Genomic DNA, 24,922 nt, shown 5'->3' with positions numbered 1-24,922 from the left:
CACCTTACGCGAGATTGAGGGCACCGACGACCAGATCGATCGCCTTGATGCCGAGGAACGGGACGACGAGACCGCCGAGGCCGTAGATCAGAAGGTTGTTGCGCAGAAGCACCGAGGCCGAGGCCGGCGCGTAGCGCACGCCGCGCAGGGCCAGTGGAATCAGGGCCACGATCACGAGGGCGTTGAAGATCACCGCGGAGAGGATCGCGCTCTCGGGGCTCGAAAGCCCCATGACGTTGAACGCCGCGAGCCCGGGATAGGCGCCGAGGAAGAGTGCCGGGAGGATCGCGAAGTATTTCGCGGCATCGTTGGCGATCGAGAAGGTGGTGAGGGCGCCGCGGCTGATCAGGAGCTGCTTTCCGACCATGACGATCTCGATGAGCTTGGTGGGATCGCTGTCGAGGTCGATCAGGTTACCGGCCTCCTTGGCCGCGGGCGTGCCCGAGTTCATCGCGACACCCACGTCGGCCTGCGCCAGCGCCGGAGCATCGTTCGATCCGTCGCCGCACATCGCGACCAGACGGCCCTGAGCCTGCTCGTCCCGGATGCGCTCGAGTTTCGCCTCCGGCGTCGCCTCGGCCATGAAGTCGTCGACACCGGCCTCGGCCGCGATCGCCGCCGCGGTGAGGGGGTTGTCCCCGGTGATCATGACCGTGCGCACGCCCATTGCCCGGAGCTCGGCGAAGCGTTCCCGCACGCCGGGTTTGATGATGTCCTTGAGGTGAATGACGCCCAGGATCTCGGAATCCTGGCTTACTAGCAACGGCGTTCCGCCGGAGCGGGCGATGGTCTCCACATTGGCCGCGAGGACCGGATTGGGCTCGCTGCCGGTATGCTTGATGATCGCGTCCGTCGCGCCCTTGCGGATCCTGAAGCCCTTCGCGACATCGACGCCCGAGAGGCGCGTCTGGGCCGAAAAGGCAATATGCTCCTCGATCGCGCTCCGGGGGATGTCGGCGCCGAGTACACGGACCGCCAGATCTACGATCGACTTGCCCTCGGGTGTGTCGTCCGCCTGAGAGGCGAGCCAGGCGGCTTGGGCCAGACGCTTCTCGGTTACCCCTTGGGAGGGGAGAAAGGCATCGGCCATCCGGTTGCCAAAGGTGATGGTGCCGGTCTTGTCGAGCAGGAGGACGTCGACATCTCCTGCCGCTTCGACCGCGCGGCCCGATTTTGCGATGACGTTGGCCTTCACCAGCCGGTCCATGCCGGCGATGCCGATCGCCGAGAGGAGCCCGCCGATCGTCGTCGGTATCAGCGTCACGAACAGCGCCGCGAGGAACACGACCGGGATGGATGTCCCGGAATAAAGGGCGAAGGGCTCTAGCGTCACGACGACGAAGAGGAAGATCAGCGTAAGACCCGTCAGCAGGATCGACAGCGCGATCTCGTTCGGTGTCTTCTGACGCTCGGCGCCCTCCACCAGCGCGATCATCTTGTCGAGGAAGCTCTTGCCGGGTTCCGCCGTGACCTTGAAGACCAGCCAGTCGGAGACGATCGTGGTGCCTCCGGTGACTGCGGATCGGTCACCGCCCGCCTCGCGGATGACGGGGGCGCTCTCGCCGGTGATGGCGCTCTCGTTGACCGAAGCCACGCCGGCTACGGCCTCGCCGTCAGTGGGGATCAGATCACCGGTTTCGACCAGCACGAACTGGCCCTTCCGCAGGTCCGTCGAAGAGACCGTTTCGGCGCTGCCGTGCTCGGCATCGACGGAGGCAAGCCGTTTCACAGGCGTCTCCTGCCCCGTGGCCCGAAGCGAGTCGGCCCGCGCCTTGCCCCGCCCTTCGGCCAGTGCCTCGGCGAAATTGGCGAAGAGCACGGTGATCCAGAGCCACAGGCTGATCTGGATCGCCACGGGCCCTCCGGTGCCCGTGGCAAGGTCGCTTAGAGCGAGAAGCGTGGTCATCGCCGCGACGACCGCGGTCACGAAGATCACCGGATTGCGCAGAAGGAGGCGTGGCGCGAGTTTGGTGACGCTCTGCCGCGCGGCAGTGGCGTAGAGGCCGCGGGGGGCGGCTGTTTCTGTGGGGGACATGTCAGTCGTCCTTGGATGATGGAATTGCCCGGGGGCGAAGGGCCCCTCGGGTCAGCTCAGAAGCGCGTGCCGGCTGCGAGGCTCACCTCTTCGGCGAGCGGGCCGAGGGCCAGCGCGGGGAAGAAGGTGAGGCCGCCGAGGATCACCACGGTCACGATCAGCAGGACCACGAAGAGCGGCCCGTGGGTGGGAAAGGTGCCTGCTGTCGGCGCCGCCGGAACCTTGGCCGCGAGGGCGCCAGCGATGCCGAGCATGGGCACGATGATTGCGTAGCGGCCGAGGAGCATCGCGATGCCCTGGAGCGTGGTGTGGAACGGGTCGGCCGCGCCGAAGCCCGCGAAGGCCGATCCGTTGTTGCCGGTGGCCGATCCGTAGGCGTAGAGAACCTCCGAGAGACCGTGGGGGCCGGCGTCCTGAACCGCAGCGAGCGCCTGTGGCACGACCACCGATATTGCGGCGAAAACGAGGATGCCGAGCGGCATCGAGAGGAAGGCCAGAACGGCCAGGCTCACCTCCTTGGCCTCGATCTTCTTGCCGAGATATTCCGGCGTGCGCCCGACCATCAGCCCGGCGAGGAACACGGCCAGCACGACGTAGAGAAGCATGCCGTAGAGCCCCGCGCCGACGCCCCCGAAGATCACCTCGCCGATCATCATGTTGACGAGGAAGACGAGCCCCGAGAGCGGCATGAAGCTGTCGTGCATGGCGTTGACCGAGCCGTTCGAGGCCGCTGTCGTGGCCGAGCCCCAGAGCGCGGACAAGGTCGCGCCGAAACGCATCTCCTTGCCCTCGAGGTTCGGCCCACCGGTGCCCGCGATCTGCGAGATCATCGGGTTGCCGGCCGCCTCGGACCAGGTGACGACCGCAAGCCCCGCGACGAACATCACCCCCATTGCCGTGAAGATCGCGACGCCCTGACGCCGGTCGCCGACCATGCTCCCGAAGGTGAAGCAGAAGGCCACCGGGATCAGCAGGATGCAGAGGCTTTGAAGCATGTTCGAGAGGACGGTTGGGTTCTCGAACGGATGCGCGGAGTTCACGCCGAAGAAGCCGCCACCGTTGGTGCCAAGCTGCTTGATCGCGATCTGGCTTGCGGCCGGTCCCTGCGCGATCACCTGCTCGGCGCCTTCGAGCGTCGTCGCGGTGATGTAATCCGAGAGGTTCTGCACCACGCCCTGGCCGACGAGGACAAGCGCGACGATCGTCGCGAGTGGCAGGAGCACGTAGAGCACCGAGCGCGTCATGTCCGTCCAGAAATTGCCGAGCCGGCACTCTCCGCGGCAGGCAAAGCCGCGGATCACCGCCGCGGCAACCGCCATGCCGGTCGCGGCCGAGACGAAGTTCTGCACCGTCAGGCCGATCATCTGGCTCAGATACGAGAGTTGAACCTCACCCGAATAGGCTTGCCAATTGGTATTCGTGACAAAGCTGACCGCGGTGTTGAAGGCGAGATCGGGTGCCATGGCTGCGATGCCGGCGGGGTTCAATGGTAGGACGCCTTGAAGACGAAGAACCCCGTAGAGAAAGACGAATCCCGCGGCATTGAACGCGAGCACCGCCAGAGCATAGGTGCGCCATGACTGGCTCTCTTCGGCGCGGACAGACGCGATCCGGTAGATCACGGCCTCGACCGGAGCCAGAACAGGCGTCAGGAATGTGCGCTCACCGCGATGAAGCCGGGCCATGTAGAGGCCGAGCGGGATCGCGACGGCGACGAGCGCCGCGAGGTAGGCAAGAACGGAGAGCAGATCCAAGTTCACGGTGCCACCTCAGAACTTCTGCGGTTGCAGAAGAACCGCGACGAGATAGACGAGCAGGCCCGCCGCCACGGCGAGCCCCAGAATGATATCGAACATGGGGGGTCTCCTCAGAGCCGCGCAATGGCCGGGACGGCGGCCGCGAAGCCGCCGAAGAAGAGAAGGCCAAGGCAGAGATACAAAAGGTCGGTCATCGCACACTCCAGTCTGGTGGATGCGCGATATGTGGGATGGAGACCCGTAAAGCGGCTATGTGGAAGTCAGCCAGGCGGCGTAAGGATCGCGTAAACTCCGCATCCCTTCATCACTGCCACACCCGGAATCTGCTCGCCCGAAAGCGTCTTCAGCCGGGCGCTGGCATCCTCGATTGGCGTCACTCGAGGGGATAAAACGTTGTATTCCATTTACGGAGAGTGTTTGCGAAACGCCGTTCCTCGAGCAAAAGGCACGGCGCTTCGCGCCCACCTCGTGTTTGAGGATCGGGATCGGCAATCTGCCTATGCTGGAGACATCCTTCGGCAGGTCACCTACAGATTTCTGGGACGGCGCGTTACTCCGAGGAGGTCGAAGCCTCGGCGACGACGTCGGGTGCGCTTGTCCACTTGCCGCTCTCGCTTCGATCGAGAACGACGACCTGGGCACCGGTTTCGACCTCTTCGGCAAGGTGAATGACGTCCTGGTTGAACATGCGGATACAGCCGGAGGAGGCGTTGTGGCCGACCGTCCAGGGGCTTGGCGTGCCGTGTATGCGATAGAGGGTGTCGCGGCCGTTGCGGTAGAGGTAGAGCGCCCGCGCCCCGAGCGGATTATCGAGGCCGCCGGGCACGCCGGCGGCGAATTCTTCGTACTTCTCGGGCTCGCGCCTGAGCATGTTCCGGGTGGGGGTCCAGTTCGGCCATTCCCGCGTGAAGGGGACCGTTGCCTTACCCGAGAAGCCGTATCCCGCTTCGCCCACGGCCACGGCGTAACGCATGGCACGGTCGCCTTCCCCCAGGTGGTAGAGCCGTTTGGCACCGGGATCGACGATGATCGTTCCCGCCTTGTAGGGAGCGTAGTAATCGACCTCCTGACGTACCTTCTCTTCGGTCAGGTATTGGGGATCGATCGCCGGGACCGTGCGACCATTGTCCTCGACCGCGGCGTACATGGCCATCCGCTCTGCGCTTGTTCCGCGTCCGCCACCGGGAAAGGGAAACGACGGCCGCTGAGCTGTTGTCATGTCCGACCCTCGTGCTTCTCTCTCATCCGGCCCGGGACCGCCAGCGCACCCCGCCAGAAGGGCGGTGGCGACCAACGGTACAAGTGTCATGCGGAACGGTGTCATACGTGCTGTCCTGTCTTCCTGGTAAGTCTGGCCGGTGCCCGGTCTGGTATCCGGTAAATGGTTGGGCGCATATGCGCAATTGACGCCAACTGGGATCTCGCCGCCATGAGGCGGCTACACTCCCGACAAACCGCCATGCAGATCCCGCGCCGAGGTCCCAGTGAAGCCCGGCTTCGCCGGCTGGGTCGCGTCGCTCCTTATGGACAATCCGCACCGCATCGTGTCGCCTGACCGGGATGCGTAGCGAGAAGGGAGCCTGCACAATGGACGGAGCGGAACTGAGGCAACGAACCGGCGGGCAGGTTCTGGTCGACCAGCTGCTCATCCATGGCGCCGATTGCGCCTATTGCGTGCCCGGCGAGAGCTATCTCGAGGTGCTGGACGCTCTTTACGACGTCCGCGACCGCTTCACGCTCTACAACGCCCGGCACGAGGCCGGTGCCGCGGACATGGCGGAGGCTTACGGAAAGCTGACGGGCCGGCCGGGCATCTGCATGGTCACGCGGGGGCCGGGCGCCTGTCAGGCCGCGGTAGGCGTGCACATCGCCTACCAGGATTCGACGCCGATGATCCTGCTGGTGGGGCAGGTGGGGCGCGACACGATGGATCGCGAGAGCTTTCAGGAGATCGATTACCGCCAGATGTTCGGGCCGGTCGCGAAATGGGCCGCGCAGATCGACGATGCCGCCCGCATTCCGGAATACATGGCCCGTGCCTTTCGCGTCGCGACGTCGGGCAGGCCGGGGCCGGTGGTGCTCGCGCTCCCCGAGGACATGCTGACCGATCGCGTGGCAGTGCCGGATGGGCGGCCCTATGTTCCGACCCAGGCGGAGCTATCGGATGCTCAGGCCGATGCGATCATGGCCGTGCTGGAGGGGGCCGAGCGACCGATGATCCTCGCGGGAGGTCCCGGCTGGACCGACGCAGGGGCGGACGCGCTTCGCCGTTTTGCAGAGGAGAATGAGGTCCCCGTGGCGACCTCGTTCCGGCGACAGGACGTGATCGACAATCGCTCGAAGGTCTATGTCGGCGATTTCGGCACCGGTGTCGCGCCGAGCCTCATCCGGCGCATCGGTGAGGCGGATGTGCTGCTCGTGCTCGGTCCGCGCCTCGGCGAGATCACCACCAAGACCTATTCGACGCTGTCGGTCCCGACGCCGGAGCAAAGACTGATCCATGTCCATTGCGATCCGGACGAGATCGGTCGGGTCTACGCGCCCGAGCTCGGTATCGCGGCAAACGCGTCGCAGGCGGCCGAAAAGCTGGCAGGCCGCCGCACCAAGGGGGCGCCCGACTGGCTTGCCGCTCTCCGTGACGAGTACCTCTCCGACAGCGAACCGCCGCCGCACGACTTCCCTCTCGACATGGGAGCGGCGATCGCGGAGGTGAGGGACCTCTTGCCCCCAGATTGCATCGTGACGCTCGATGCGGGTAACCATACGGGATGGGCGCATCGTTTCCTGCGCTTTGGACGCCCCGGGCGGCAGATCGGATCGACCTGCGGTTCGATGGGCTACGCGGTGCCGGCCGCGGTCGCCGCATCGCTCCGCGATCCGGCGAGGCAGGTCGTCGCGTTCGTGGGAGACGGCGGTTTCATGATGAGCGGAGCGGAACTGGCGACTGCGGTCCAACATGGCGGTCGGCCAATCGTCCTCCTCTTCAACAACGCCACATACGGGACGATCCGGATGCACCAGGAGCGTGAACACCCCGGGCGGGTCTCGGGCACCGACCTGAAGAACCCCGATTTCGGCAAGCTGGCCGAGGGCTATGGAGCAGCCTATGCCCGGGTGACGGAGACCGCGGAGTTCAGGCCCGCTCTCGAGGCAGCCTTTGCACATGAGGGGCCGACCGTCATCGAGCTCGTTACCGACCCCGAGATGATCTCGACCCGGACGACGGTGACAAAGTTGCGCGCGGGTTAAGCTTTCGAGCCTCGATTGCGCAACCCTGTGGCGGGGACCAGTCACCTCCGCGCAAGTGCGAGTTTCGCGCCGGCTTTGATCGGAGTCCGCTTGACGCATGGGCAGCCGTGCAGAGCGCACTAACTCATCCTCAGTTCGAAGGAGGAATGTTCATGCGCGGAACTGCCATGTCCCGCCTGCTCGCCGGCCTGGCAGCGGGCACAGCCCTGACGTGCCCGACGTTCGCCCAGCAGGTGACCGAGGGAGAGGATCCCATCGCTCGCGGGGAATATCTCGCACAGGTCGGCGGTTGCACGCACTGCCATACCGGGGACGAGGGCCCCGGGGCCTATGCCGGAGGCGTCGAGCTCGATACGCCGTTCGGCACGCTCGTCGGCCCGAACATCACGCCCGATCCCGAGACCGGCATCGGCGACTGGACCGAAGCGGATTTCGAGGCGGCCCTTCGGCAGGGTCAGCGGAAGGAGGGCGGGCCGCTTTACCCGGCCATGCCTTACAACCACTACACCAAGCTCTCGGACGACGACATCAGCGATCTGTGGTCGTATTTCCGGAGCATCGAGCCCATCGCGCACGAGGTTCAGGTCATCCAGCTGCCGTTCCCGTTCAACGTGCGGCGCGGTGTGGCGGCGTGGCAGGCTCTCTATTTCGAACCCGGCCGTTTCGAGCCCGACAGCGAAAGAGACGATCAGTACAATCGCGGGAAGTTCCTCGCCGAAGCCCTGGCGCATTGCCAATCGTGTCACACGCCGAGGAACGCCATCGGCGGGCCGATCACGGATCAGAAGTACCAGGGCGCGCTGGTCGACGGTTGGTACGCGCCGAACATCAGCGGTACGCAAGGCTCCGCGCTCGAGAAATTCGACGAGGAGACGCTGACCGCGTATCTTGCCAACCAGCATCCCGATGGGCTGGCCTCGTTCGGTGCGATGTATCAGGTCACCAAGAGCCTCGAGACCGCCCGCGAGGAGGATGTCCGGGCCATCGCCGCTTACATCATGCAGCGTCAGGACGAGGACGAGCCGCGCCAGCCGCCCCGCATGGAGGATATCCCGGACGACGTTATCGCCAGCGGCGAAGCGGTCTATGTGGGCAATTGTCTGTCCTGTCACGGTGAAGACGGCATGGGCGGCGAGAATGCGGCGCGGCTGGTAAACAACGGCGGCGTAACTGCAAAGTCGCCGACCAACGTGGTCAACGTGCTGCTTCAGGGCATCGTCGCGCGCAACGAATGGGGCCCGATGCCGAGCTTCGCCGAGGTCCTGAGCGATCAGGAGATCGCCGACGTCACGAACTACGTGCGCCGCAGCTGGGGCAACAAGGGAGCCGACGGGGCGACGGCCAATCTCGTCGAGGAGCTGCGCCCCGGCGCGGAGATCGAGCCCAGCCTCGAGCTCACGACCAATTGTCCGGCGCCCGGAAACGTGGAGATCCCGGTGGGCATTGAGAACCAGGTCGCCGATCTGTCGGGACAGACCGTCGAGGCCGAGCAGCTAACCCCGATCGTTTCCGGTTTCGCAAGCGCGATGCCCGAGGTCGGATATAGCGAGACGCTCACTGCGCTCACTTCGTCCTATTGCCAGGCTCTCGCGAGCGAGGAGCCCGAGGTTAACAAGTCGGTCTTTCTCGAGCGACAGCTGTCGTTCATGAACGCGGTCGACGACGCGCTGCGCGAGGCGGGGGTCTCGACGTCCACCGAGTAAGTACGGTGCGACGGGTCCGGCGGAGGCAAACCGCCGGGCTCAGTAGCCCGTCATCTCGAGGTATCCGCGGCCCGAATGGCTGCCTGCGATCGAGATCGGCCCCTCCCAGTAGGGAAAGCTCGTCCCCATCCATGCCTGCGGGTTCAGAGGCTGCGTCGTGACGTCGAGCCCGCGGTCGGGGAGGACGAGGCGCCATTCGACCGGAATACTTCGCCCTTCTACCGAAGCTGTCCGGAGCGGTGTGAGGGCGAGTGCGCCATCACCGTAGGTTTCGGTGGTGCCGTCATCCTCGATCCACGTCGCAGAGGTGAAGTGCGTACCTTGCTCGTCGGTGCGGAGACCGAAGCCCATCAGCTTGGCACCGCTGTCGAAGCTCAGGGAGAACCAGTCCCACCCGCTCTGGTTTGCGGCCAGTGGCTGGGAGGACCATTCGCGGTCGAGCCAGGCCTTACCCGTCACCTCGACCTCGCCGGACGGCAGGTCGAGCGTTCCCTCCACGGTGTAGAAAGGCTGCGAGTAATAGTGGCTTGCCTGCCCCTCGGGTGACTTGACCGAATAGCCGTCCTCGCCGTGACGGACGAGCGGCCCCTCGGCAGTCAGCTCCAGCGCATAGGCGAAATCGCTGCCGCGCGCGGTCAGGGACAGGACATCGAGCGGATCCTCCTCGGGATCCGCTGCACTGGTCATTGACCAGTCGTCGATGAACGCCGCGAAGGGATCCGAGATGCCTGCCTGGCCGATGCCCCCGCGGGCATACCGCTCGGCGAAACGGTGGGCGTCCGGTGTCGTGACCGCGGCGTGGCCGAGCCAGATCTGGTTCGTTTCCCAGCCGTCTGCCATCGTCGGCGAGAGGGCGGATCGAAAGAGGGTCCACTGGGCCCCGTATTCCCTGCCGTCCGCTCCCTCCAATGTCGCGGTCAGGTACCACCATTCGATGCGGTAGCCGGGATGGGCAAAATGGTCGGCGGGGAAGGTCAGCTCGCGCTCGGGGTTTGGCATCGCGAAGTCGGCACCCGCATCCGCGCCGAGGCCCGCGAACCCCTGGGCGGAGGCCGGTCCGGCGAAAACGACGCAGAGAAGGGCAGCGGTCAGGTCATCTCTCATGGGCGAACACTCGCAACAGGCGGGAGGGCGGCAGGCGGGTGAGGCGGATCGCCGGCCAGAGGCAGGCGATACCGGCTGAGAGCAGGGCCGCGCCGGCCAGCCAGATCCATTGTCCGGGGAAGAGCAGCATCGGCAGGCGCCAGCCGAAGGCCTCCACGTTGACCTTGGCGAGAAGCACCCAAGCGAGCGCCAGCCCCACCGGCACCGACAGGGCCCATGTCAGCAGAGCGAGGATGCAGGTGCGCGCGACTTCGAGCCGTGCAAGCCTGGCCGGCCTGACGCCAAACGCCCAGAGCGGGGCGAGCTGCGGCAGGCGCAGGCCGGAGAGGGTCAGGAGCGACGTCAGAACGGCGATGCCGGCGACCCCGAGGGTGAGAACGTTGAGCGCGCCGGTCACGAGGAAGGTCTGCTCGAAGACCCTCAGAGAGATGGCCTTGAGCTTGGACTGGTTCACGAGTCCCTGCGGCGGCAGCTCGGCCCTGTCCTGCAGTGCCGTGGCAAGAGCCTCCGGGTCGTCCGTGTGGATCGCGTAGCGAAGCCGCGGCACGTCCGGGTAGCGGGCGGCGAGAACGTCGTCTCCGATCATCGCCTGCGCGTTGGGATTTCCGTAATCGGCATAGACGCCAGCCACAGGCACGTCCCAACCCTCGGCCAGCGTCACGGGCTCGCCGAGGGAGAGGCTTTCGCTGCGGAAGACCTGCTCGTTCACCATCACGCCGTCCCCGGCATAGGTCCTGTTCCAGGCGTCGGGCAGGGCGAAGAGCAGTGGCCAGTCCTGACGGTAGCTGGGGTGGTCGGTGATGCCGTAAAGGGTGGCGGGCCGGCCGGCGACCTCAGCCTCGACCGACCAGATCGGCAGGGGATCGGCGCCGAGGTCGATGGAGACCTCCCGGACGCGCGTCGCGGAGGCCGAGTCCGGAGCGGTGACGTAGATTTCCGCCGAGAGGCGCTGGTCGAGCCAGCCGGTGAAGGTGGTGCGGAACGAGCCGACCATCGTGCCGACGCCGATATTGGCAGAGAGCGCGAGGAGGAGCGCCATCAAGGCGAGCGAGAGGGCGGGCACCTGCTGGCGGGCGTCGGCGAGAAGCCATTCCCCGATCGGGCCGCGGGCGAGCGGCTGGACGAGGCGCAGGGCGCCGATGAGGAGCGGCGGCAGCGCCAGAGCGGCCCCGATCAGGAGAGCCCCGAGGCCGGCAAACGCTGCGACGAGGCCGGTGCCGAAGACGACGAGGAATGCGCTGGCCGAGAGCAGCAGCGCCGCCGCAACCCCTTGCGCCATAAGGCTTCGGAGCGACGCCATCGCCCAGGCGCGCGGCTGGGCGGGGGCGAGAAGGGGCATTCGGGCGACCCGCCAGAGCGCCTGCGCGCCCGCGAGCGCGGTGCCGGCCAGGGTGATGCCGAGGCCCGCGAGCGCCCAGAGCGGATCGAAACTCAGCGCGCCCGAGACCGAGGCGCCGTAGAGCCCGCGCAGCGTGCCGGCGACACCGGGCAGAAGCGCCGCAGCGATGGCGTAGCCGATGACGAGGCCGAGGCTGCCGGCAAGGAGCGCGAAGATGGCGAGCTCCGCGGCGAGCAGCGTCATCAGGCGGTTGAGGCCGAGCCCGAGCGCCCGAAGGGTGCGGAAGGTCTGGCGGCGCTGCTCGAAGGCGAGGCCGATCGCGGATTGCACGATGAAGAGCCCGACGCCGAAGGACAGAAGGCCGAAGGCGGTGAGGTTGAGATGGAAGCTGTCCGTCAGCTCGGCAAGATCGGTGCCCTCCTCGGGGGTGGAGCGCGTGAGGTCGGTGAGATCCTCGAGCGATGTCAGACCCATGGGCTGCTCGGGCGCGATCAGAAGATGGGTCAGCCGCTGCCGGTCGAGCAGGGCCTGCGCGGTGGTGATGTCGGTGATCGCGGTGCCGGGCGCGAGGTCGGGGGCGATGCGGCGCGGGGGCAGGGTCTCGCCGTCGAGTTCGGCTGCGGTTTCCGGAGCGACGAAGAGGAGACCTGGCTCGCCGAGGAACTCCGCGAGCACGTCGTCGCCTTGCGTGAGGCTCGCGAGACCGGCCTGCGGCGGTGCGGTCAGGGGATCGACGCCGAGGATCCGCAGACGCGTGTCCGCGACGCGGATGCTGCCCTCGAGCACCGGGCTGACGAGCCAGCCGGCGCGCCGCAGGGCGACGAACTGTTCGAGCGTCACCCCGTCCGGCGAGGTCAGGCGGACGAGCGTGTCTTGCCCCAGCGTCGCCGCGGCGCGGTCGTAACTCTTTCTGGCCTCGGCATTAATCGCCTGCACCCCGGACCAGAGCGCGGTCGCGAGGGCGAGGCCGAGGAGCAGCATCGCGAGCTGCAGCCGGTGTCGGTTCCAATGCGACAGGAGCGCGAGGAGCGCCGTGCGGGTCACGTGATGCGGCCCGCTTCGAGATGCAGCTGGCGGCCCATGCGGGCGGCGTGGCGGGGGGAATGGGTGACCATCAGGAAGCCGGCGCCGGTTTCGCGCACGAGGTCGAGAAGAAGGGTGAGGACGCGGTCGGCGGTGTCCTCGTCGAGGTTGCCGGTGGGCTCGTCGGCGAGGACTAGGGCCGGGCGGCCGGCGACGGCGCGGCCGATGGCGACGCGCTGCTGCTGGCCGCCGGAGAGCTGTTCGGGGTAGCGGTCCTCTAGGCCGGCGAGCCCGAGGCGGTCCGTCAGGGCGGCGAGCCAGTCCTCGTCGACGCGGCCGGCGAGGCGTGCCTGAAAGCTCAGGTTCTGGCGGACGGTGAGCGAGGGGATGAGGTTAAGGCTCTGGAAAACAACGCCGATCTGGTGGCGCCGCACCTCGGCTCGGCCACTTTCGCCGAGGCCGTGCAGGGCTTGGCCGTCGAGAATGATCTCGCCGCTATCGGGGGAATCGAGGCAGCCGAGGCAGTGGAGGAGCGTCGATTTTCCCGAGCCGCTCTCGCCGGTGAGGGCAACGCTTTCGCCGCGGGAGACCGATAGCGAGACGTGGTCGAGAACGGTCAGCGGGCCGTCGGCAGTGTCATATGTCTTGGTCAGATCGGTCGCGTCGAGCATGTCTCGCCTCTTGTGTTCCGCGGAACCTAGCAGTGGCGCGGGGGCGGGAAAGCCGGGCAGGGTGCGACAAGAGGGCCTGCGACAAGACCCGAGTTTCGTACAGAAGTGCACAAACCCTGTCGAATTTGTACGAATTTCGCGCGCAAAAACGCCTCTATGTTGGAGTGAGCCACGCCGCATCCAGGAGGACATGGACATGAGCTGGAATCCCGCACTCGACCCGCATTGCCCGACCGGCGACGAGGTCGATGCCGTCGACACCGTGATCGTCCCGCGCGCCCGCGACCTTGGCGGCTTCGAGGTGCGCCGCGCCCTGCCTGCCCCGCGGCGGCAGATGGTCGGGCCGTTCATCTTCTTCGACCAGATGGGCCCCGCGGAGTTCCTGCCGACGAAGGGCCTCGACGTGCGGCCCCATCCGCATATCGGGCTCGCGACGATCTCGTATCTCTACCGAGGGCGGATGCATCACCGCGACAGCCTCGGGACCGATGCGTGGATCGAGCCGGGTGCGGTCAACTGGATGGTCGCGGGACACGGGATCACGCATTCCGAGCGCACGGACGATGCGACGCAGACGGAGGCGATGCCGTTCTTCGGGATCCAGACATGGGTGGCGCTGCCGAAGGATCACGAGGACCGCGCGCCGGACTTCCAGCACGCTGGCGCGGGCGACCTTCCGGTGATGCGCGGCGAGGGGAAGGAGGTTCGGTTGATCCTCGGCAACGCCTGGGGCGAGCGGGCGCCGGTGACGACGGCGTCGGAGATGTTCTATGCCGACGCGGTGCTGGAGGCGGGCGCCTCGATTCCCATGCCCGACGAGCATGAGGATCGGGGTGTCTACGTGGTGGACGGCGAGGTGAGCATCGCCGGAGAGACCTTCGAGGCAGGGCGGATGATGGTGTTCCGGCCGGGCGACCGGGTGTCCCTCAAGGCAGGGGCGCAGGGCGCGCGGGTGATGCTGCTCGGCGGCGAGACGCTCGAGGGGCCGCGCTACATCTGGTGGAACTTCGTCGCCTCCTCGAAGGAGCGGATCGAGGAGGCCAAGGAGGCGTGGCGGCAGGAGGACTGGGCGCATGGCCGCTTCCACCTGCCGCCGGGGGACGATGCAGAGTTCATCCCGCTGCCGCCGCGGTGATCAGCGCTTGCGGGCGACGACGAAGCGCGAGGGCGTCGAGGGCGGATAGAGCCCGGTCTCGACGAGCTCGAACCCCGCGGCGACGAGGGCGTGGTCGATCTGGCTGACCTTCAGGAAGGTGACGTCCGGCGCCTTGCCGAATGCCCTCAGCACCGTGACGAGCGGCCGGTAGACCCATTTCTCGCCGACGGCGGGGGTCTTGGAGATGAAGAGCCCGCGGACCGGCAGGAGCCCGTTCACCATGTCGAGCGTCTCGGCGAGGTCGGGGACGAGATGCAGGAGGTTGAAGGCGAGCACGGTGTCGTAGCTTTCGCCGAAGTAATCCCCCGGCGCGACGCCGCCCTGACGGAGCGAGAGGTTGCGCTGGCTCGTCTCCCACCGTTTTTCCTTGGCGATCTCGATCATCGCGCCCGAGATGTCGGTCGCGGTGTATTCGCGGACGAATGGCGCGAGGCGCAGGGCGGTGGTTCCGGTTCCGCAGCCGAGTTCGAGCGCGGTCGCCGAGGCGGAGAGATAGGATTTCGTCCGGGCGAGGGTCGACTCGTAGGCGGCCTCGTCCGAGATCGGGCGCCTGGCGTAGCGCGGGGCGGCTTTGTCCCAAAAAGCGGCGGCAGTCATTGGAATCTCCTTTGGATCAATAAATCGATTTTGCGAGATGTATGCCTTACGCCGCGAGTCGCGGGAACTCCGGAATTCCGTGCTTGCGATGCTGCGCCGGAGACTCGGGGTGACGATGAATCGGGGGCGCGTCCGGTTCGGTCGCGGAGCCTATGGCGGGTGCGGATCTGCGATCTTGCCGCCGCGCTGCATTCCGTTCCGGAAACCGGTCCAAATCCGCTTGACGGGGGCAGGGGCTCCGCATAGAAGCCGCCCCACGCCCGGGGCAACCCGGGCGGGCAGCGAGCGGTTGTAGCTCAGTTGGTTAGAGTACCGGCCTGTCACGCCGGGGGTCGCGGGTTCGAGCCCCGTCAACCGCGCCACGCTGTCCCGCCCGATACGTCCCCGTGCCGAAGATGCGCGGTTGTAGCTCAGTTGGTTAGAGTACCGGCCTGTCACGCCGGGGGTCGCGGGTTCGAGCCCCGTCAACCGCGCCACGCTGTCCCGCCCGATACGTCCCCGTGCCGAAGATGCGCGGTTGTAGCTCAGTTGGTTAGAGTACCGGCCTGTCACGCCGGGGGTCGCGGGTTCGAGCCCCGTCAACCGCGCCACGCTGTCCCGCCCGATACGTCCCCGTGCCGAAGATGCGCGGTTGTAGCTCAGTTGGTTAGAGTACCGGCCTGTCACGCCGGGGGTCGCGGGTTCGAGCCCCGTCAACCGCGCCACGCTGTCCCGCCCGATACGTCCCCGTGCCGAAGATGCGCGGTTGTAGCTCAGTTGGTTAGAGTACCGGCCTGTCACGCCGGGGGTCGCGGGTTCGAGCCCCGTCAACCGCGCCACTTACCTCTTCAAGAAAAACAATGTGTTGCGGGTGGTGGAACGCCGTCGTCATCGGCGGAGTTACGCCGATATGAACAGGCCCGCTCATACGAAAAAGGCGCCCGGAGGCGCCTCTGTCGTTTGCACGTATGGTGCGGGCTCAGCTGCCCCAGGTGCGGACCGGACCGCAATCCATGTGCACGAAGTTCGAGGACGAGTAGCGGCCGACGCCGCCGCCGTCGCAGGACCGCGCCGCGCTCGCGATCTGGTTGACCGAGCGCGAGGAGAGGCGGAGATCCGCAGCCTCGCCGAGAAGGTGGCGCGAATTCTTCGCGACGCCGGAGGAGCGGCTGCGCAGCATCGCGTTGGTCGCCGGGCTGCGGTAGCCCGAGATCAGCATGTAGGGCTCGGAACTGTCGAGCATGTTGTGCGTTGCCGCCATGATGTCGAGCGTACGCAGGTCGATGTCTCGGACCTGGTCGTTGCGCCAGTCGCGCATGAAGTAATTGATCTCGTCGACCGCGTCTTTGATGTAGTCGCCCTCGACCCAGTAGATCATGTCGATCTTCTCGCCGGTGCGGCCGTTGAACATCTTGAGCTTACGGATGTCGCCCGCGCCGCGGAGAAGGCCGGCGGCGTTGGCGAAGCTCGGTGCGGCCGTGATCGTGGTCGCAGCGAAAGCCGTAAGCAGGCCGCGCCGCGTCATGCTGCCAGAAGTGCGATTAGTCATGTGAGTGACTGTCCCGTATTTTGCCTGCTGATACCGGCGTCGTTGCGCCGGCGATGTCATCATTCCCCAGATGCCGTGAGTGCGGTTATGCCACACTCGAAAAGATCACGAAAGGATCGGCTGGAATTGGTTCCGCCCGCGGTCCGATTTCGGCAAGAACCTGCCGAATATTCAAAAGAGCGGAATGTGTTCGACCGGCCTGAAGATGCGCAATTGCATCGCCAGGAGCGGCTTTGCGCGGCTGAGCGCTTTGTGAATGGACATATGCAAACGCCCGTATCCACTACCGGTCAGGCCGGATGTTTCAAAATTGACGAGGGTCCCCATGCAGCGTGAGTCGAAGTCCCCGGTGGTGCGAAGGGCGCTCGTCTGCGCCGCGGCCCTGTTCGTGACGGCGGCCCCGATTCCGGCGGGCGCGCAGGTCACCGCGTTCAAGCAATCGGTCGCGGAGACGCTAGGCGAGAGCGACGCCATCGCCGCCTTCTACCGGGCGCGCAAGTTCGAGCCGCTCTGGACCGGTCCGGACGACGTGCACCGCGCGCGGCGCGAGGCGTTCCTCGAGGCGATCGGCATGGCGGGTGCGCATGGTCTGCCGGCGGGGCGTTACGATGCGTCGGCGCTGATGGCCGAGATGCGGGCGGCACGGAACCCGCGCGATCGCGGCGCGCTCGACGTGAAGCTGTCGCGGACCTACGCGCAATTCGCCCGCGATCTGCAGAACGGCGCGCTCGATCCGTCGCGCATCGATGCGGGGCTGAAGCGCGAGATCCTCTACCGCGATCCGCAGGAGCTGCTGACCCGACTCGAGAACGAGGATCCGCGGGCCGTCTTCCGGACGCTTGCACCGCAGAGCCGCGAATACGTGCGGCTCATGCACGAGAAGATGAAGATGGAGAAGGTGATCGCGCGCGGGGGCTATGGCGCCTCGGTGCCGGGCGGCAAGATCGAGGCGGGCGAGAGCGGCGAGCTTGTCGTGGCGCTGCGCGACCGGCTGATCGCAATGGGCTACCTGCGTCCGACCGCGCTTGCGAGCTACACCGACGAGATGCGCCAGGCGCTGGAGGCGTTCCAGGCCGATAACGGCCTCAAGGTCGACGGGGTCTTCGGGCCGTCGACGCGCGAGGCGCTCAACGTCTCGGCGACCGGGCGGCTGCAGCAGATCCTCGTCGCGATGGAGCGCGAGCGCTGGCTCAACCGGCCCGAGGGGCTCGGGCCGCGGCACATCAAGGTGAACCTGACGGAATACACCGCGCGGATCTACGACGGCGAGACCGTCACCTTCGAGACGCGGGCCGTCATCGGATCGACCGACAGCGACCGGCGCACGCCCGAGTTCTCGGACGAGATGACCCACATGGTGGTGAACCCGGCCTGGTATATCCCCCGCTCGATCATCAAGAACGAATATCTGCCGAAATTGCGCCAGAACCCCTATGCGCTCGGTCACCTGGAAATCATCGACAGAAGCGGCCGGGTCGTCAGCCGCAGCCGCGGATTCGGCAGCGACTTTCCCTATTCGATGCGCCAGCCTCCGGGGCCGGACAATGCGCTCGGCAAGGTGAAGTTCATGTTCCCGAACAAATACGCGATCTACCTGCACGACACGCCGGCCAAGCACCTCTTCGACCGCGACCGGCGCGCCTATTCGCACGGATGCATCCGGCTCGGCGATCCGTTCGGGATGGCGCATGCGCTGCTCGCGCCCCAGACGGACGATCCCGACGGGTTCTTCCAGTCGAAGCTGGGCTCGCGGTCCGAGGCGCGCGTGAACCTCGACACGCCGGTGCCGGTGCATCTCATCTACCGCACCGCGTTCACCCTGCCGAAGGGTCGCGTGCAGTTCCGCGAGGACATCTACGGGCGGGATGCACGGATCTGGGCCGAGCTCGAGCGCGCAGGGGTGGCTCTCGCGGCCGGGGAAAGCTAAGTCCCCCGCAAGCACCATGCTTCGGAGGACGCGATGACCCATACAGTCGCAGAGATTGCGCACGCTCTTGGCCTCGAAGCGGCGGGGGACGACAGTCTCGAGATCGACGGCGTGGCGGAGCCGGCGGATGCCGGCCCTCGCCAGCTCGCCATGGCGATGAAGCCCGAATATGCCGAGAAGCTGGGCCAGGGCCGGGCCCGGGCGGCGATGCTCTGGGACGGCGCGGACTGGCAGGGCATGGCGCTCGATGCCGCGATCCTCGCGCCGCGGCCGCGCTATGCGCTCTCGGCGCTGTCGGCGATGATGGATCCGGGACAGGGCTATACCGCCGGCATCCACCCGATGAGCTCCATCGACGAGACCGCGAAGCTCGGCCGGAACGTGAGCGTCGGGCCGTTCAGCGTGATCGGGCCCGGCGTCGTGATCGGCGACGACAGCGTGATCGGCCCGCAGGTTCTTGTCGGGCAGGACACGCGGATCGGCGAGGGGGCGCTCCTTCATGCGGGCGCGAAGATCGGCGCGCGCTGCACCATCGGCGCGCGGTTCATCGGTCATTTCAACTGCGTCGTCGGCAATGACGGCTTCTCCTTCGTCACGCCCGAGGCGTCGGGCGTCGAGAAGGCGCGCGAGAGCCTCGGCGATCAGGGCGAGGCGAAGGGCCAGCCCTGGGCGCGGATCGCCTCGCTCGGCGGGGTGACGATCGGCGACGAAGTGGAGGTCGGCGCGGCTGCGGCGATCGACCGCGGCACGGTGCGCGACACGCGGATCGGCAACGGCACCAAGATCGACAACCAGGTGCAGGTCGGCCACAACACCGTGGTCGGCGAGCACACGCTGCTCTGCGGTCAGGTCGGGATCGCGGGATCGGTCACCATCGGGGATTTCGTGGTGCTGGCGGGGCAGGTCGGCGTCAGCGACAATATCCGCATCGGCGACAACGTGATCTGCGGCGGCTCGACCATCGTGCTGTCGTCGATCCCGGCGGGGCGGGTCATGCTCGGCTATCCGGCGATGAAGATGGATCAGCATCTCGAAGTCTACAAGGCGCTGAGGCGGCTGCCGCGCATGGCCCGCGACGTTGCGGAGCTTCGGAAAGCGGTTTCCAAGCCGGGGTCGAACGACTAGAACCCGCCCCCAGCGAAGACTTGAGAGAGCGGGGCGGTGTCATGGACGTAAAGACCAGGGTGATCGAGATCATCGCCGAGCAGGCCGTGCTGGAACCCTCGGACGTGAAGATGGAGAACAGCCTCGAGGAGTTGGGGATCGACTCGCTCGGGCTCGTCGAGTCGATCTTCGCCATCGAGGAGGCGTTCGACATCTCGGTTCCGTTCAACGCCAACGATCCGTCGGAAAGCGATTTCGACATCTCGTCCGTGGCCCAGATCGTCGCGGGCGTGGAGCGCCTGGTGGCCGAGCAGAAGGCGTGAAGCGCGTCGTCATCACCGGCGCAGGCACGATCAACGCGCTCGGCACCAGCGTCCCGGCGACGCTGGAGGCGATGCGCGAGGGGCGCTGCGGGATCGGCCCGCTCGAGATGCGGGACACCGAGAGGCTGTCGATCCGGATCGGCGGGCAGGTGAAGGGCTTCGATCCGGAATCCGTCTTCAACCGCCAGCAGATCGCGCTTTACGACCGCTACACGCAATTCACGCTGATCGCGGCAGAGGAGGCGATCCGGCAATCGGGGCTGACCTTCGAGGGCGAGCTCGCGAACCGCGCCGGCGTCGTTCTGGGCACCTCCGGCGGCGGCCTCACGACGCAGGACGAGAATTACCGGGCGGTCTACGAAGAGGGCAAGAACCGGGTCCACCCCTTCGTCGTGCCGAAGCTGATGAACAACGCCGCCTGCTCCCACGTCTCGATGCAGTACAACATCAAGGGGCCGAGCTTCACCGTCGCCTCGGCCTGCGCCTCGTCGAACCACGCGATGGGGCAGGCCTTCTGGTTCGTGCGCTCGGGCATGGCGCCGGTGATGGTCACAGGGGGGTCCGAGTCCATGCTGTGCTTCGGCGGGATCAAGGCCTGGGAAGGGCTGCGGGTCATGTCGAAGGACGGCTGCCGGCCCTTTTCAGCCACGCGCAACGGCATGGTGCAGGGCGAGGGCGCGGGCATCTTCGTCTTCGAGGACTACGAGCACGCCAAGGCGCGCGGCGCGGAGATCCTCGCCGAGGTGGCGGGCTTTGCGATGTCCTCGGACGCGGCCGACATCGTGATGCCCTCGAAACAGGGCGCGGCGCGGGCGATTTCGGGCGCGCTGGCGGATGCGGGCCTCGCGAAGGAACGGATCGGCTACATCAACGCGCATGGCACCGGGACGGCGGCGAACGACAAGACCGAATGCGCGGCGGTGGCGGATGTCTTCGGCACCCATGCGGACGATCTGATGATCTCGTCGACGAAATCCATGCACGGCCATTGCATCGGCGGCACCGGGGCGGTGGAGCTTCTGGCCTGCATCATGGCTTTGCGCGACGGCGTCGTGGCGCCGACGATCGGCTACGAGGAGGCGGATCCCGAATGCGCGCTCGATGTGGTGCCGAACGAGGCGCGCGAGGCGAAGGTCGAGGCGGCGTTGTCGAACGCCTTCGCCTTTGGTGGCCTCAACGCGGTGCTCGCGCTGACGAAGGTCTGATCCGGCGGCGCGGGTGCTGACGCCCCCGCCCTCGGTGTCTCGCCCGGCGGCCTCGCGGCCTTGGGCTCGGCGCCTGTGGCGGCGCGACGCGCGACCTTCGGGCGTGGCACGGGATCCGCGGTTCGGGTGCGGCGTGCGATTTCGACGTTCCGGAGCCGGGGGCTTCGGAGTAGAGGCTGGAGCGTGGCAACGAGCGGGAGAGTGACCATGGGCAGGGTAATGGCGAGCGTTCTGGCATTGGGCATGCTGACGGCGTGCGGCGCGGGCGGGCCGGGCGGCCTTCTCGGCGACGGGCGCTACGAGGTCATGGGCGTCGAGGAGGGCGACATGCTGAAGCTGCGCGCCGGGCCCGGGACGGGCTTCGACGTCCGCGCCGGCCTTCCGAACGGGACGATCGTGCATGCGGGCGAGTGCCAGCGGCTCGGCGCGACGCGCTGGTGCGAGGTCACGCTCGACGGAACGCCGGGCATGCGCGGCTACGTCTCGCAATCCTATCTGCGGGCGCTCTGACGCGCGCTCTTTCTTCTTGATGCAAATATCCCCGCCGGAGGCCGGCCGGCGGGACCAGCCGCCGCTCCGGCGCGGCTTCAGGCGGCTTCGGTGCCGAAATCCTCGGGGCTGAGCAGGGCGAGCTGCTGGCGGGCCCAGGCCTCGGTGTTGTGCTCGAAGACGACGCGGCGCAGTTCGGACATGCGGCCGCGGCGATCCTTCTCCTCCATCTCCAAAGCCATCTCGATGGCGTGGTCCATCGACTTGTAGGAATAGGGATTGGTGAGGATGGCCGAGCTCATCTCCATCGCGGCGCCGGCGAATTCCGACAGGATCAGCACGCCGTCGCCGTCCGAGCGCGCGGCGGCGAATTCCTTGCAGACGAGGTTCATGCCGTCCGCGAGCGGCGTGATCCAGACGACGTCCGCCGCGCGGTAATAGCCGACCAGTTCCTCGAACGGGATCGCGTTCGAGATGAGCGAGACCGGCGTGCGGTCGAAGGTGGCGAAGCGGCCGTTGATGCGTCCGGCGATCTGCTCGATCTCGGACTGGATCTCGGCATAGGCGGTCATGGCGCGGTTGGCGGAGACCGAGATGTGCAGGAGCTTGAGCTGCTGGGCCATGTCCGGGCGCCGCTCGAGCAGGCGCTCGAAGGTGGTGAGCTGCTCGGCGCCGCCCTTGGTGTAGTCGGTGCGGCCCACGGAGAGAATGAGGCGGCGGCCCGCCATCGCCTCGAGGACCTCGTCGCGGCGGGTCTCGGTCTCGGGACGAGCCGAGACCTTGGCGATGTAGTCGGTGTCGACGCCGACCGGGGTTGTGCCGAGCTTCACGACGCGGTCCTCGGTGTGGATCTCGGTCGGGACGGTCCGGTCGGAAAGCGCCGAGCCCTCGGAGATGAAATCGGGATCGACGGGCTTCCTCGGCACCTGGCCGACGTCGCGGAGCGAGCGCACGACCGAGACGAAGTTCGAAGCGTAGCGCGGGATGTGGAAGCCGACGACGTCGCAGGAGAGAAGCGAGTCGACGATCTCGCCGCGCCACGGCAGGACGTTGAACATGTCGGCGGCCGGGAACGGCGTGTGGTGGTAGAAGGAGATCCGCACGTCGGAGCGCATCTGGCGCAGGTATCCGGGCACGAGCCAGAGGTTGTAGTCGTGGATCCAGACCGCGGCGCCCTTCTTGGCCTCGGCGGCGGCGGCCTCGGCGAAGGCCCAGTTCACCTCCTTGAAGGTCGGCCAGTCGACGGGGTCGTAATTGTACTTCTCCTTGAAGCCGTGGAGGATCGGCCAGAACGCTTCCTTCGACGTCACGTGGTAGAAGGACGAGACCTGCTCCTTGGTGAGGGGCAGGCGCGAGACGGTGTACTTGCCGAAGCTGTCCTCGATCTCGATCACCCGCTCGAAGCCCGGATCGGAGGGGTCCTCGGCCTCTTTCCAGGCGACCCAGGCGGCGTCCTTGACCTTGCCGAAGAAGGACTTGAGCGTTGGCACGATGCCGTTGGGGCTCTTGTTCTCCTTGAAGACGGTCTTTCCGTCCTCCTCGACTTCCTCGTAGGGCTGGCGGTGGTAGACGATGACGAGATCGCTGCTCATTTCTGGCCTCCTTCGGGGAGCGGGTGCATGTTCTTCGCGCCCACGGCTTCGAGGATGCCCGCGGCGCCGATGCCGGAGGCGACGTGAACGTGGCCCAGCCCCGCGACGCGGTCGAGTAGGGCCTGCTCGGCGCCGCCCACGGCGACGGCGGGAAGCCCCTCTTCGAGCATCGAGGCGTCGTTCAGCGTGTCGCCTGCAGCGAGGACGCGGGTCGCGTCGAGCCCGTGGTGATCGACGAAGCGGCGGAGCGAGGGGCCCTTCGAGACGCCCCTGGGCAGGACGTCGAAGTAGCGGTTGTCGGACATGAGCGCGTCGAGGCCCATCTCGTGCACGATATCTAGCGCGCTACGGTCAAACGCCTCCGGATCCATGTCGAAACTGACGCGGTAGCGGAACTCGGTCTGTTGCAGCGTGAGACCCGGCGCATCCTTCAGCGCGTGCCGCACCTCGTCGCCGCGGTCGCCCCAGGCTTCGGCGATCTCGGCCTCGAGCTCGGGGATGGGCTCGACCCGGCCGCCGTCGATGCGGGCGATGGTCGTGCCGACGTCGCCGATGGCGTATTCCGGCCACGGCACGCCGCCCTCGCAGAGCTCGGCGATGAAGGCCGGATCGCGCCCGGTGACGAAGACGAGGCCGATCGTGCCGCGATTGTCCTCGATCCAGTCGTAGAGACGGCGGCGGTCGGCGTCCGAGCCACCGAGGAAGGTGCCGTCGAGATCGGTTGCGAGGACGAACTGCTTGGACTTCAGGGGGGCGGCGCTCACGGTGTCTGGACCTCGGGGGTTGTGGACGGATGGGCGAGCTCGATGTCGAGCGCGCGGGGTTCGGATTCGATCGGGCGGGCCCAGAGGTCGGTGAAGGTCTGGTCGAGGTCCGCGCCGTCGTAGAGGATCGTGTAGACCGCCTCGCAGATCGGCATCGACACGCCGATGCGGCGGGCGAGCTCGATCACCGAAGCCGCCGAGATCTCGCCCTCGACGACGACGTTCTTGCCATCGAAGCATTCGGCGCGGGTCTTGCCCTCTCCGAGCTGCACGCCGAGCGACATGTTGCGCGAGGTGGTCGAGGAGCAGGTCAGGGTCAGATCGCCTGCGCCCGAAAGGCCTGTCACGGTTTCACGTTTTCCACCAAGGGCTTCGGCGAGGACCTTCATCTCGTTGATGCCGCGGGTGATGAGCGCCGCGCGGGTGTTTTCGGCAAAGCCTGCGCCGGTCATCATCCCGCAGGCGATGGCGATCACGTTCTTGACCGCGCCGCCCACTTCGACGCCGACGAGGTCGTCGGACATGTAGGGGCGGAAGAAGGACGAGGAGAGCGACACCGAGAGCCGCGCCGCGGGGCTGAGATCGGGCGAGAGCCGGTCGGTGTAGCGGAATTCGAAGGCGATGGTTGCCGCGGTCGGATGGCCGAGCGCGGTCTCGCGGGCGAAGGTCGGGCCGGAGAGGGCGCCGACGGGATGGCCGGGCAGTTCCTCTTCGACGAGATGCGAGAGCAGGTAGCCGGTGTGGCGCTCGATGCCCTTGCAGCAGAGCGCGAGGGGAACGCCGGGCGCGAGATGCGGGCGCATCGCGGCGCACATCTCGCGCAGGGACGAGGAGGGCGTGACGATGAGGACCGCCTCGGCGCCGTCGAGGGCGTGGGCGAGGTCCGAGGTCGGCTCGATGCCGCTAGGGAGCGGGGTGTCCTTCAGGTAGTCGTCGTTCCGGCCGGTGTCGCGCATGGCCTGCGCCAGTTCCTCGCGCCGGCCCCAGAGACGCGGCTGCCGTCCCGCGGCGGCGGCCACGGCAGCGAGGGCGGTGCCCCACGAGCCCATCCCGAGAACCGCGATGCGGGAATAGGGGTGGGCGTAGACGATGCCGGGGCGGTTCGGTTTGGGACGCTCGCTGGGAAGTCTCAGAATCTGTCCATCCATTATGTCGCTGCTCGGGTGGGAGGCGGACATGCCGCCGGGCGGGGAGCCCGCAGCAGAGATGCTAGCCGGGGAGGGGCGCAAGTCCACCCGCGCCGGGACGTGCGCGCTGCATCGCGGCATGCGAGATTCCTGTGCAAACGCTGCTCGGAGTGCTAAAAGTCTGTGCGCGGGCCTCACATTTCTGCGGTCGCAGCGCCCGGGAATTACG

Annotated in this window: 20 protein-coding genes and 5 tRNA genes; 13 read left to right on the top strand and 12 right to left on the bottom strand. The window is 67.1% G+C overall.

All coding sequences use genetic code 11. The features are described from left to right. Positions 1 to 4: 4 nt before the first annotated feature. The 4 genes from kdpB to OCH239_RS11995 all read right to left on the bottom strand — a co-directional run bounded on the left by kdpB (position 5) and on the right by OCH239_RS11995 (position 4,945). Positions 5 to 2,035, bottom strand: coding sequence for a potassium-transporting ATPase subunit KdpB (gene kdpB, locus OCH239_RS12010; protein WP_037262873.1), 2,031 nt, complete (start codon positions 2,033 to 2,035; stop codon positions 5 to 7). Between the two features lie 56 nt (positions 2,036 to 2,091). Continuing rightward, positions 2,092 to 3,795, bottom strand: a complete 1,704-nt coding sequence (gene kdpA, locus OCH239_RS12005; RefSeq protein ID WP_162149993.1) for a potassium-transporting ATPase subunit KdpA — start codon at positions 3,793 to 3,795, stop codon at positions 2,092 to 2,094. 9 nt (positions 3,796 to 3,804) lie between these two features. Further along, complete coding sequence (gene kdpF, locus OCH239_RS23880) at positions 3,805 to 3,891, bottom strand: K(+)-transporting ATPase subunit F (RefSeq protein WP_037262871.1); 87 nt, start codon at positions 3,889 to 3,891, stop codon at positions 3,805 to 3,807. Between the two features lie 451 nt (positions 3,892 to 4,342). Further along, a complete protein-coding gene (locus tag OCH239_RS11995; protein ID WP_244430347.1) occupies positions 4,343 to 4,945 on the bottom strand; it encodes a L,D-transpeptidase in 603 nt (200 codons plus the stop codon). A 434-nt stretch (positions 4,946 to 5,379) separates the two neighbouring features. On the opposite strand from OCH239_RS11995, the gene OCH239_RS11990 reads away from it, so the two are divergent. Then, positions 5,380 to 7,041 carry a thiamine pyrophosphate-binding protein gene (locus OCH239_RS11990; RefSeq protein ID WP_037262867.1) on the top strand — a complete coding sequence of 554 codons (1,662 nt, stop codon included), beginning with the start codon at positions 5,380 to 5,382 and terminating at the stop codon, positions 7,039 to 7,041. A gap of 152 nt (positions 7,042 to 7,193) precedes the next feature. After that, entirely contained in the window at positions 7,194 to 8,744 is a 1,551-nt protein-coding gene (locus OCH239_RS11985; protein ID WP_162149992.1) for a cytochrome c, read from the top strand. Between the two features lie 39 nt (positions 8,745 to 8,783). Here OCH239_RS11985 and OCH239_RS11980 read toward each other — a convergent pair whose 3' ends face one another. From OCH239_RS11980 to OCH239_RS11970, 3 genes are read right to left on the bottom strand one after another with little or no spacing between them, the layout of a single operon-like run. After that, a complete protein-coding gene (locus OCH239_RS11980; RefSeq protein ID WP_037262865.1) occupies positions 8,784 to 9,848 on the bottom strand; it encodes a lipocalin-like domain-containing protein in 1,065 nt (354 codons plus the stop codon). After that, complete coding sequence (locus OCH239_RS11975) at positions 9,838 to 12,231, bottom strand: ABC transporter permease (protein ID WP_037262863.1); 2,394 nt, start codon at positions 12,229 to 12,231, stop codon at positions 9,838 to 9,840. Before OCH239_RS11975 ends, OCH239_RS11980 begins: the two co-directional genes overlap by 11 nt. After that, complete coding sequence (locus OCH239_RS11970) at positions 12,228 to 12,881, bottom strand: ABC transporter ATP-binding protein (RefSeq protein ID WP_037262860.1); 654 nt, start codon at positions 12,879 to 12,881, stop codon at positions 12,228 to 12,230. The genes OCH239_RS11975 and OCH239_RS11970 overlap by 4 nt, the downstream gene beginning before the upstream one ends. A 196-nt stretch (positions 12,882 to 13,077) precedes the next feature. Between OCH239_RS11970 and OCH239_RS11965 the strand changes: the two genes are divergently transcribed. Next, positions 13,078 to 14,016: a pirin family protein gene (locus OCH239_RS11965; protein WP_037262953.1), complete on the top strand. Its 939-nt coding sequence runs from the start codon at positions 13,078 to 13,080 to the stop codon at positions 14,014 to 14,016. Here OCH239_RS11965 and OCH239_RS11960 read toward each other — a convergent pair whose 3' ends face one another. Then, entirely contained in the window at positions 14,017 to 14,634 is a 618-nt protein-coding gene (locus OCH239_RS11960) for a class I SAM-dependent methyltransferase (RefSeq protein ID WP_037262857.1), read from the bottom strand. A 285-nt stretch (positions 14,635 to 14,919) separates the two neighbouring features. Between OCH239_RS11960 and OCH239_RS11955 the strand changes: the two genes are divergently transcribed. The 5 genes from OCH239_RS11955 (at position 14,920) to OCH239_RS11935 (ending at position 15,452) form a co-directional block, all read left to right on the top strand. Next, positions 14,920 to 14,996, top strand: a tRNA-Asp gene (locus OCH239_RS11955). Between the two features lie 37 nt (positions 14,997 to 15,033). After that, positions 15,034 to 15,110 (top strand) — tRNA-Asp (locus OCH239_RS11950). A 37-nt stretch (positions 15,111 to 15,147) separates the two neighbouring features. Beyond that, a tRNA-Asp gene (locus tag OCH239_RS11945) sits at positions 15,148 to 15,224 on the top strand. Between the two features lie 37 nt (positions 15,225 to 15,261). After that, positions 15,262 to 15,338 (top strand) — tRNA-Asp (locus OCH239_RS11940). A 37-nt stretch (positions 15,339 to 15,375) separates the two neighbouring features. Next, positions 15,376 to 15,452 (top strand) — tRNA-Asp (locus tag OCH239_RS11935). A 140-nt stretch (positions 15,453 to 15,592) separates the two neighbouring features. On the opposite strand, the gene mepK is transcribed toward OCH239_RS11935, so the two are convergent. Continuing rightward, the gene (gene mepK, locus OCH239_RS11930) at positions 15,593 to 16,162 is read right to left on the bottom strand and encodes a peptidoglycan L,D-endopeptidase MepK (protein WP_037262855.1); all 570 of its coding nucleotides are present in this window, start codon (positions 16,160 to 16,162) and stop codon (positions 15,593 to 15,595) included. Between the two features lie 325 nt (positions 16,163 to 16,487). Between mepK and OCH239_RS11925 the strand changes: the two genes are divergently transcribed. The 5 genes from OCH239_RS11925 (at position 16,488) to OCH239_RS11905 (ending at position 21,231) form a co-directional block, all read left to right on the top strand. Next, positions 16,488 to 18,089 (top strand): L,D-transpeptidase family protein, encoded by a 1,602-nt coding sequence (locus OCH239_RS11925; protein ID WP_051489435.1) that lies wholly within the window; start codon positions 16,488 to 16,490, stop codon positions 18,087 to 18,089. 33 nt (positions 18,090 to 18,122) lie between these two features. Beyond that, positions 18,123 to 19,214 carry a UDP-3-O-(3-hydroxymyristoyl)glucosamine N-acyltransferase gene (gene lpxD / locus OCH239_RS11920; protein ID WP_037262852.1) on the top strand — a complete coding sequence of 364 codons (1,092 nt, stop codon included), beginning with the start codon at positions 18,123 to 18,125 and terminating at the stop codon, positions 19,212 to 19,214. 41 nt (positions 19,215 to 19,255) lie between these two features. Further along, positions 19,256 to 19,516, top strand: coding sequence for an acyl carrier protein (locus tag OCH239_RS11915; RefSeq protein ID WP_037262849.1), 261 nt, complete (start codon positions 19,256 to 19,258; stop codon positions 19,514 to 19,516). Beyond that, positions 19,513 to 20,721, top strand: coding sequence for a beta-ketoacyl-[acyl-carrier-protein] synthase family protein (locus tag OCH239_RS11910; protein WP_037262846.1), 1,209 nt, complete (start codon positions 19,513 to 19,515; stop codon positions 20,719 to 20,721). Before OCH239_RS11915 ends, OCH239_RS11910 begins: the two co-directional genes overlap by 4 nt. Positions 20,722 to 20,928: 207 nt before the next feature. Beyond that, complete coding sequence (locus tag OCH239_RS11905) at positions 20,929 to 21,231, top strand: SH3 domain-containing protein (RefSeq protein ID WP_037262843.1); 303 nt, start codon at positions 20,929 to 20,931, stop codon at positions 21,229 to 21,231. A 77-nt stretch (positions 21,232 to 21,308) separates the two neighbouring features. On the opposite strand, the gene ggpS is transcribed toward OCH239_RS11905, so the two are convergent. The 3 genes from ggpS to OCH239_RS11890 are packed head-to-tail and all read right to left on the bottom strand — an operon-like array spanning position 21,309 to position 24,714. After that, positions 21,309 to 22,802: a glucosylglycerol-phosphate synthase gene (gene ggpS / locus OCH239_RS11900; protein ID WP_037262840.1), complete on the bottom strand. Its 1,494-nt coding sequence runs from the start codon at positions 22,800 to 22,802 to the stop codon at positions 21,309 to 21,311. After that, positions 22,799 to 23,566 carry an HAD-IIB family hydrolase gene (locus OCH239_RS11895; protein WP_037262837.1) on the bottom strand — a complete coding sequence of 256 codons (768 nt, stop codon included), beginning with the start codon at positions 23,564 to 23,566 and terminating at the stop codon, positions 22,799 to 22,801. The genes ggpS and OCH239_RS11895 overlap by 4 nt, the downstream gene beginning before the upstream one ends. Continuing rightward, a complete protein-coding gene (locus tag OCH239_RS11890; RefSeq protein ID WP_084782393.1) occupies positions 23,563 to 24,714 on the bottom strand; it encodes an NAD(P)H-dependent glycerol-3-phosphate dehydrogenase in 1,152 nt (383 codons plus the stop codon). The genes OCH239_RS11895 and OCH239_RS11890 overlap by 4 nt, the downstream gene beginning before the upstream one ends. Positions 24,715 to 24,922: the final 208 nt, after the last annotated feature.

The sequence above is a fragment of the Roseivivax halodurans JCM 10272 genome (assembly GCF_000521785.1).
In the GTDB taxonomy this organism is placed as follows: Bacteria; Pseudomonadota; Alphaproteobacteria; order Rhodobacterales; family Rhodobacteraceae; genus Roseivivax; species Roseivivax halodurans.
The sequence above is the reverse complement of the archived record's forward strand: the minus strand, read 5'-3'. Positions and strand labels throughout refer to the sequence as shown.

Coding starts and splice junctions, on each gene's coding strand:
- OCH239_RS11990 (WP_037262867.1), top strand. CDS start 5,380: ATGGACGGAGCGGAACTGAGGCAACGAACCGGCGGGCAGGTTCTGGTC.
- OCH239_RS11965 (WP_037262953.1), top strand. CDS start 13,078: ATGAGCTGGAATCCCGCACTCGACCCGCATTGCCCGACCGGCGACGAG.
- OCH239_RS11890 (WP_084782393.1), bottom strand. CDS start 24,714: ATGGATGGACAGATTCTGAGACTTCCCAGCGAGCGTCCCAAACCGAAC.
- OCH239_RS11985 (WP_162149992.1), top strand. CDS start 7,194: ATGCGCGGAACTGCCATGTCCCGCCTGCTCGCCGGCCTGGCAGCGGGC.
- mepK (WP_037262855.1), bottom strand. CDS start 16,162: ATGACTAATCGCACTTCTGGCAGCATGACGCGGCGCGGCCTGCTTACG.
- kdpF (WP_037262871.1), bottom strand. CDS start 3,891: ATGTTCGATATCATTCTGGGGCTCGCCGTGGCGGCGGGCCTGCTCGTC.
- OCH239_RS11995 (WP_244430347.1), bottom strand. CDS start 4,945: ATGGCCATGTACGCCGCGGTCGAGGACAATGGTCGCACGGTCCCGGCG.
- OCH239_RS11970 (WP_037262860.1), bottom strand. CDS start 12,881: ATGCTCGACGCGACCGATCTGACCAAGACATATGACACTGCCGACGGC.
- OCH239_RS11915 (WP_037262849.1), top strand. CDS start 19,256: ATGGACGTAAAGACCAGGGTGATCGAGATCATCGCCGAGCAGGCCGTG.
- kdpB (WP_037262873.1), bottom strand. CDS start 2,035: ATGTCCCCCACAGAAACAGCCGCCCCCCGCGGCCTCTACGCCACTGCC.
- ggpS (WP_037262840.1), bottom strand. CDS start 22,802: ATGAGCAGCGATCTCGTCATCGTCTACCACCGCCAGCCCTACGAGGAA.
- OCH239_RS11925 (WP_051489435.1), top strand. CDS start 16,488: ATGCAGCGTGAGTCGAAGTCCCCGGTGGTGCGAAGGGCGCTCGTCTGC.
- OCH239_RS11905 (WP_037262843.1), top strand. CDS start 20,929: ATGGGCAGGGTAATGGCGAGCGTTCTGGCATTGGGCATGCTGACGGCG.
- OCH239_RS11960 (WP_037262857.1), bottom strand. CDS start 14,634: ATGACTGCCGCCGCTTTTTGGGACAAAGCCGCCCCGCGCTACGCCAGG.
- lpxD (WP_037262852.1), top strand. CDS start 18,123: ATGACCCATACAGTCGCAGAGATTGCGCACGCTCTTGGCCTCGAAGCG.
- OCH239_RS11980 (WP_037262865.1), bottom strand. CDS start 9,848: ATGAGAGATGACCTGACCGCTGCCCTTCTCTGCGTCGTTTTCGCCGGA.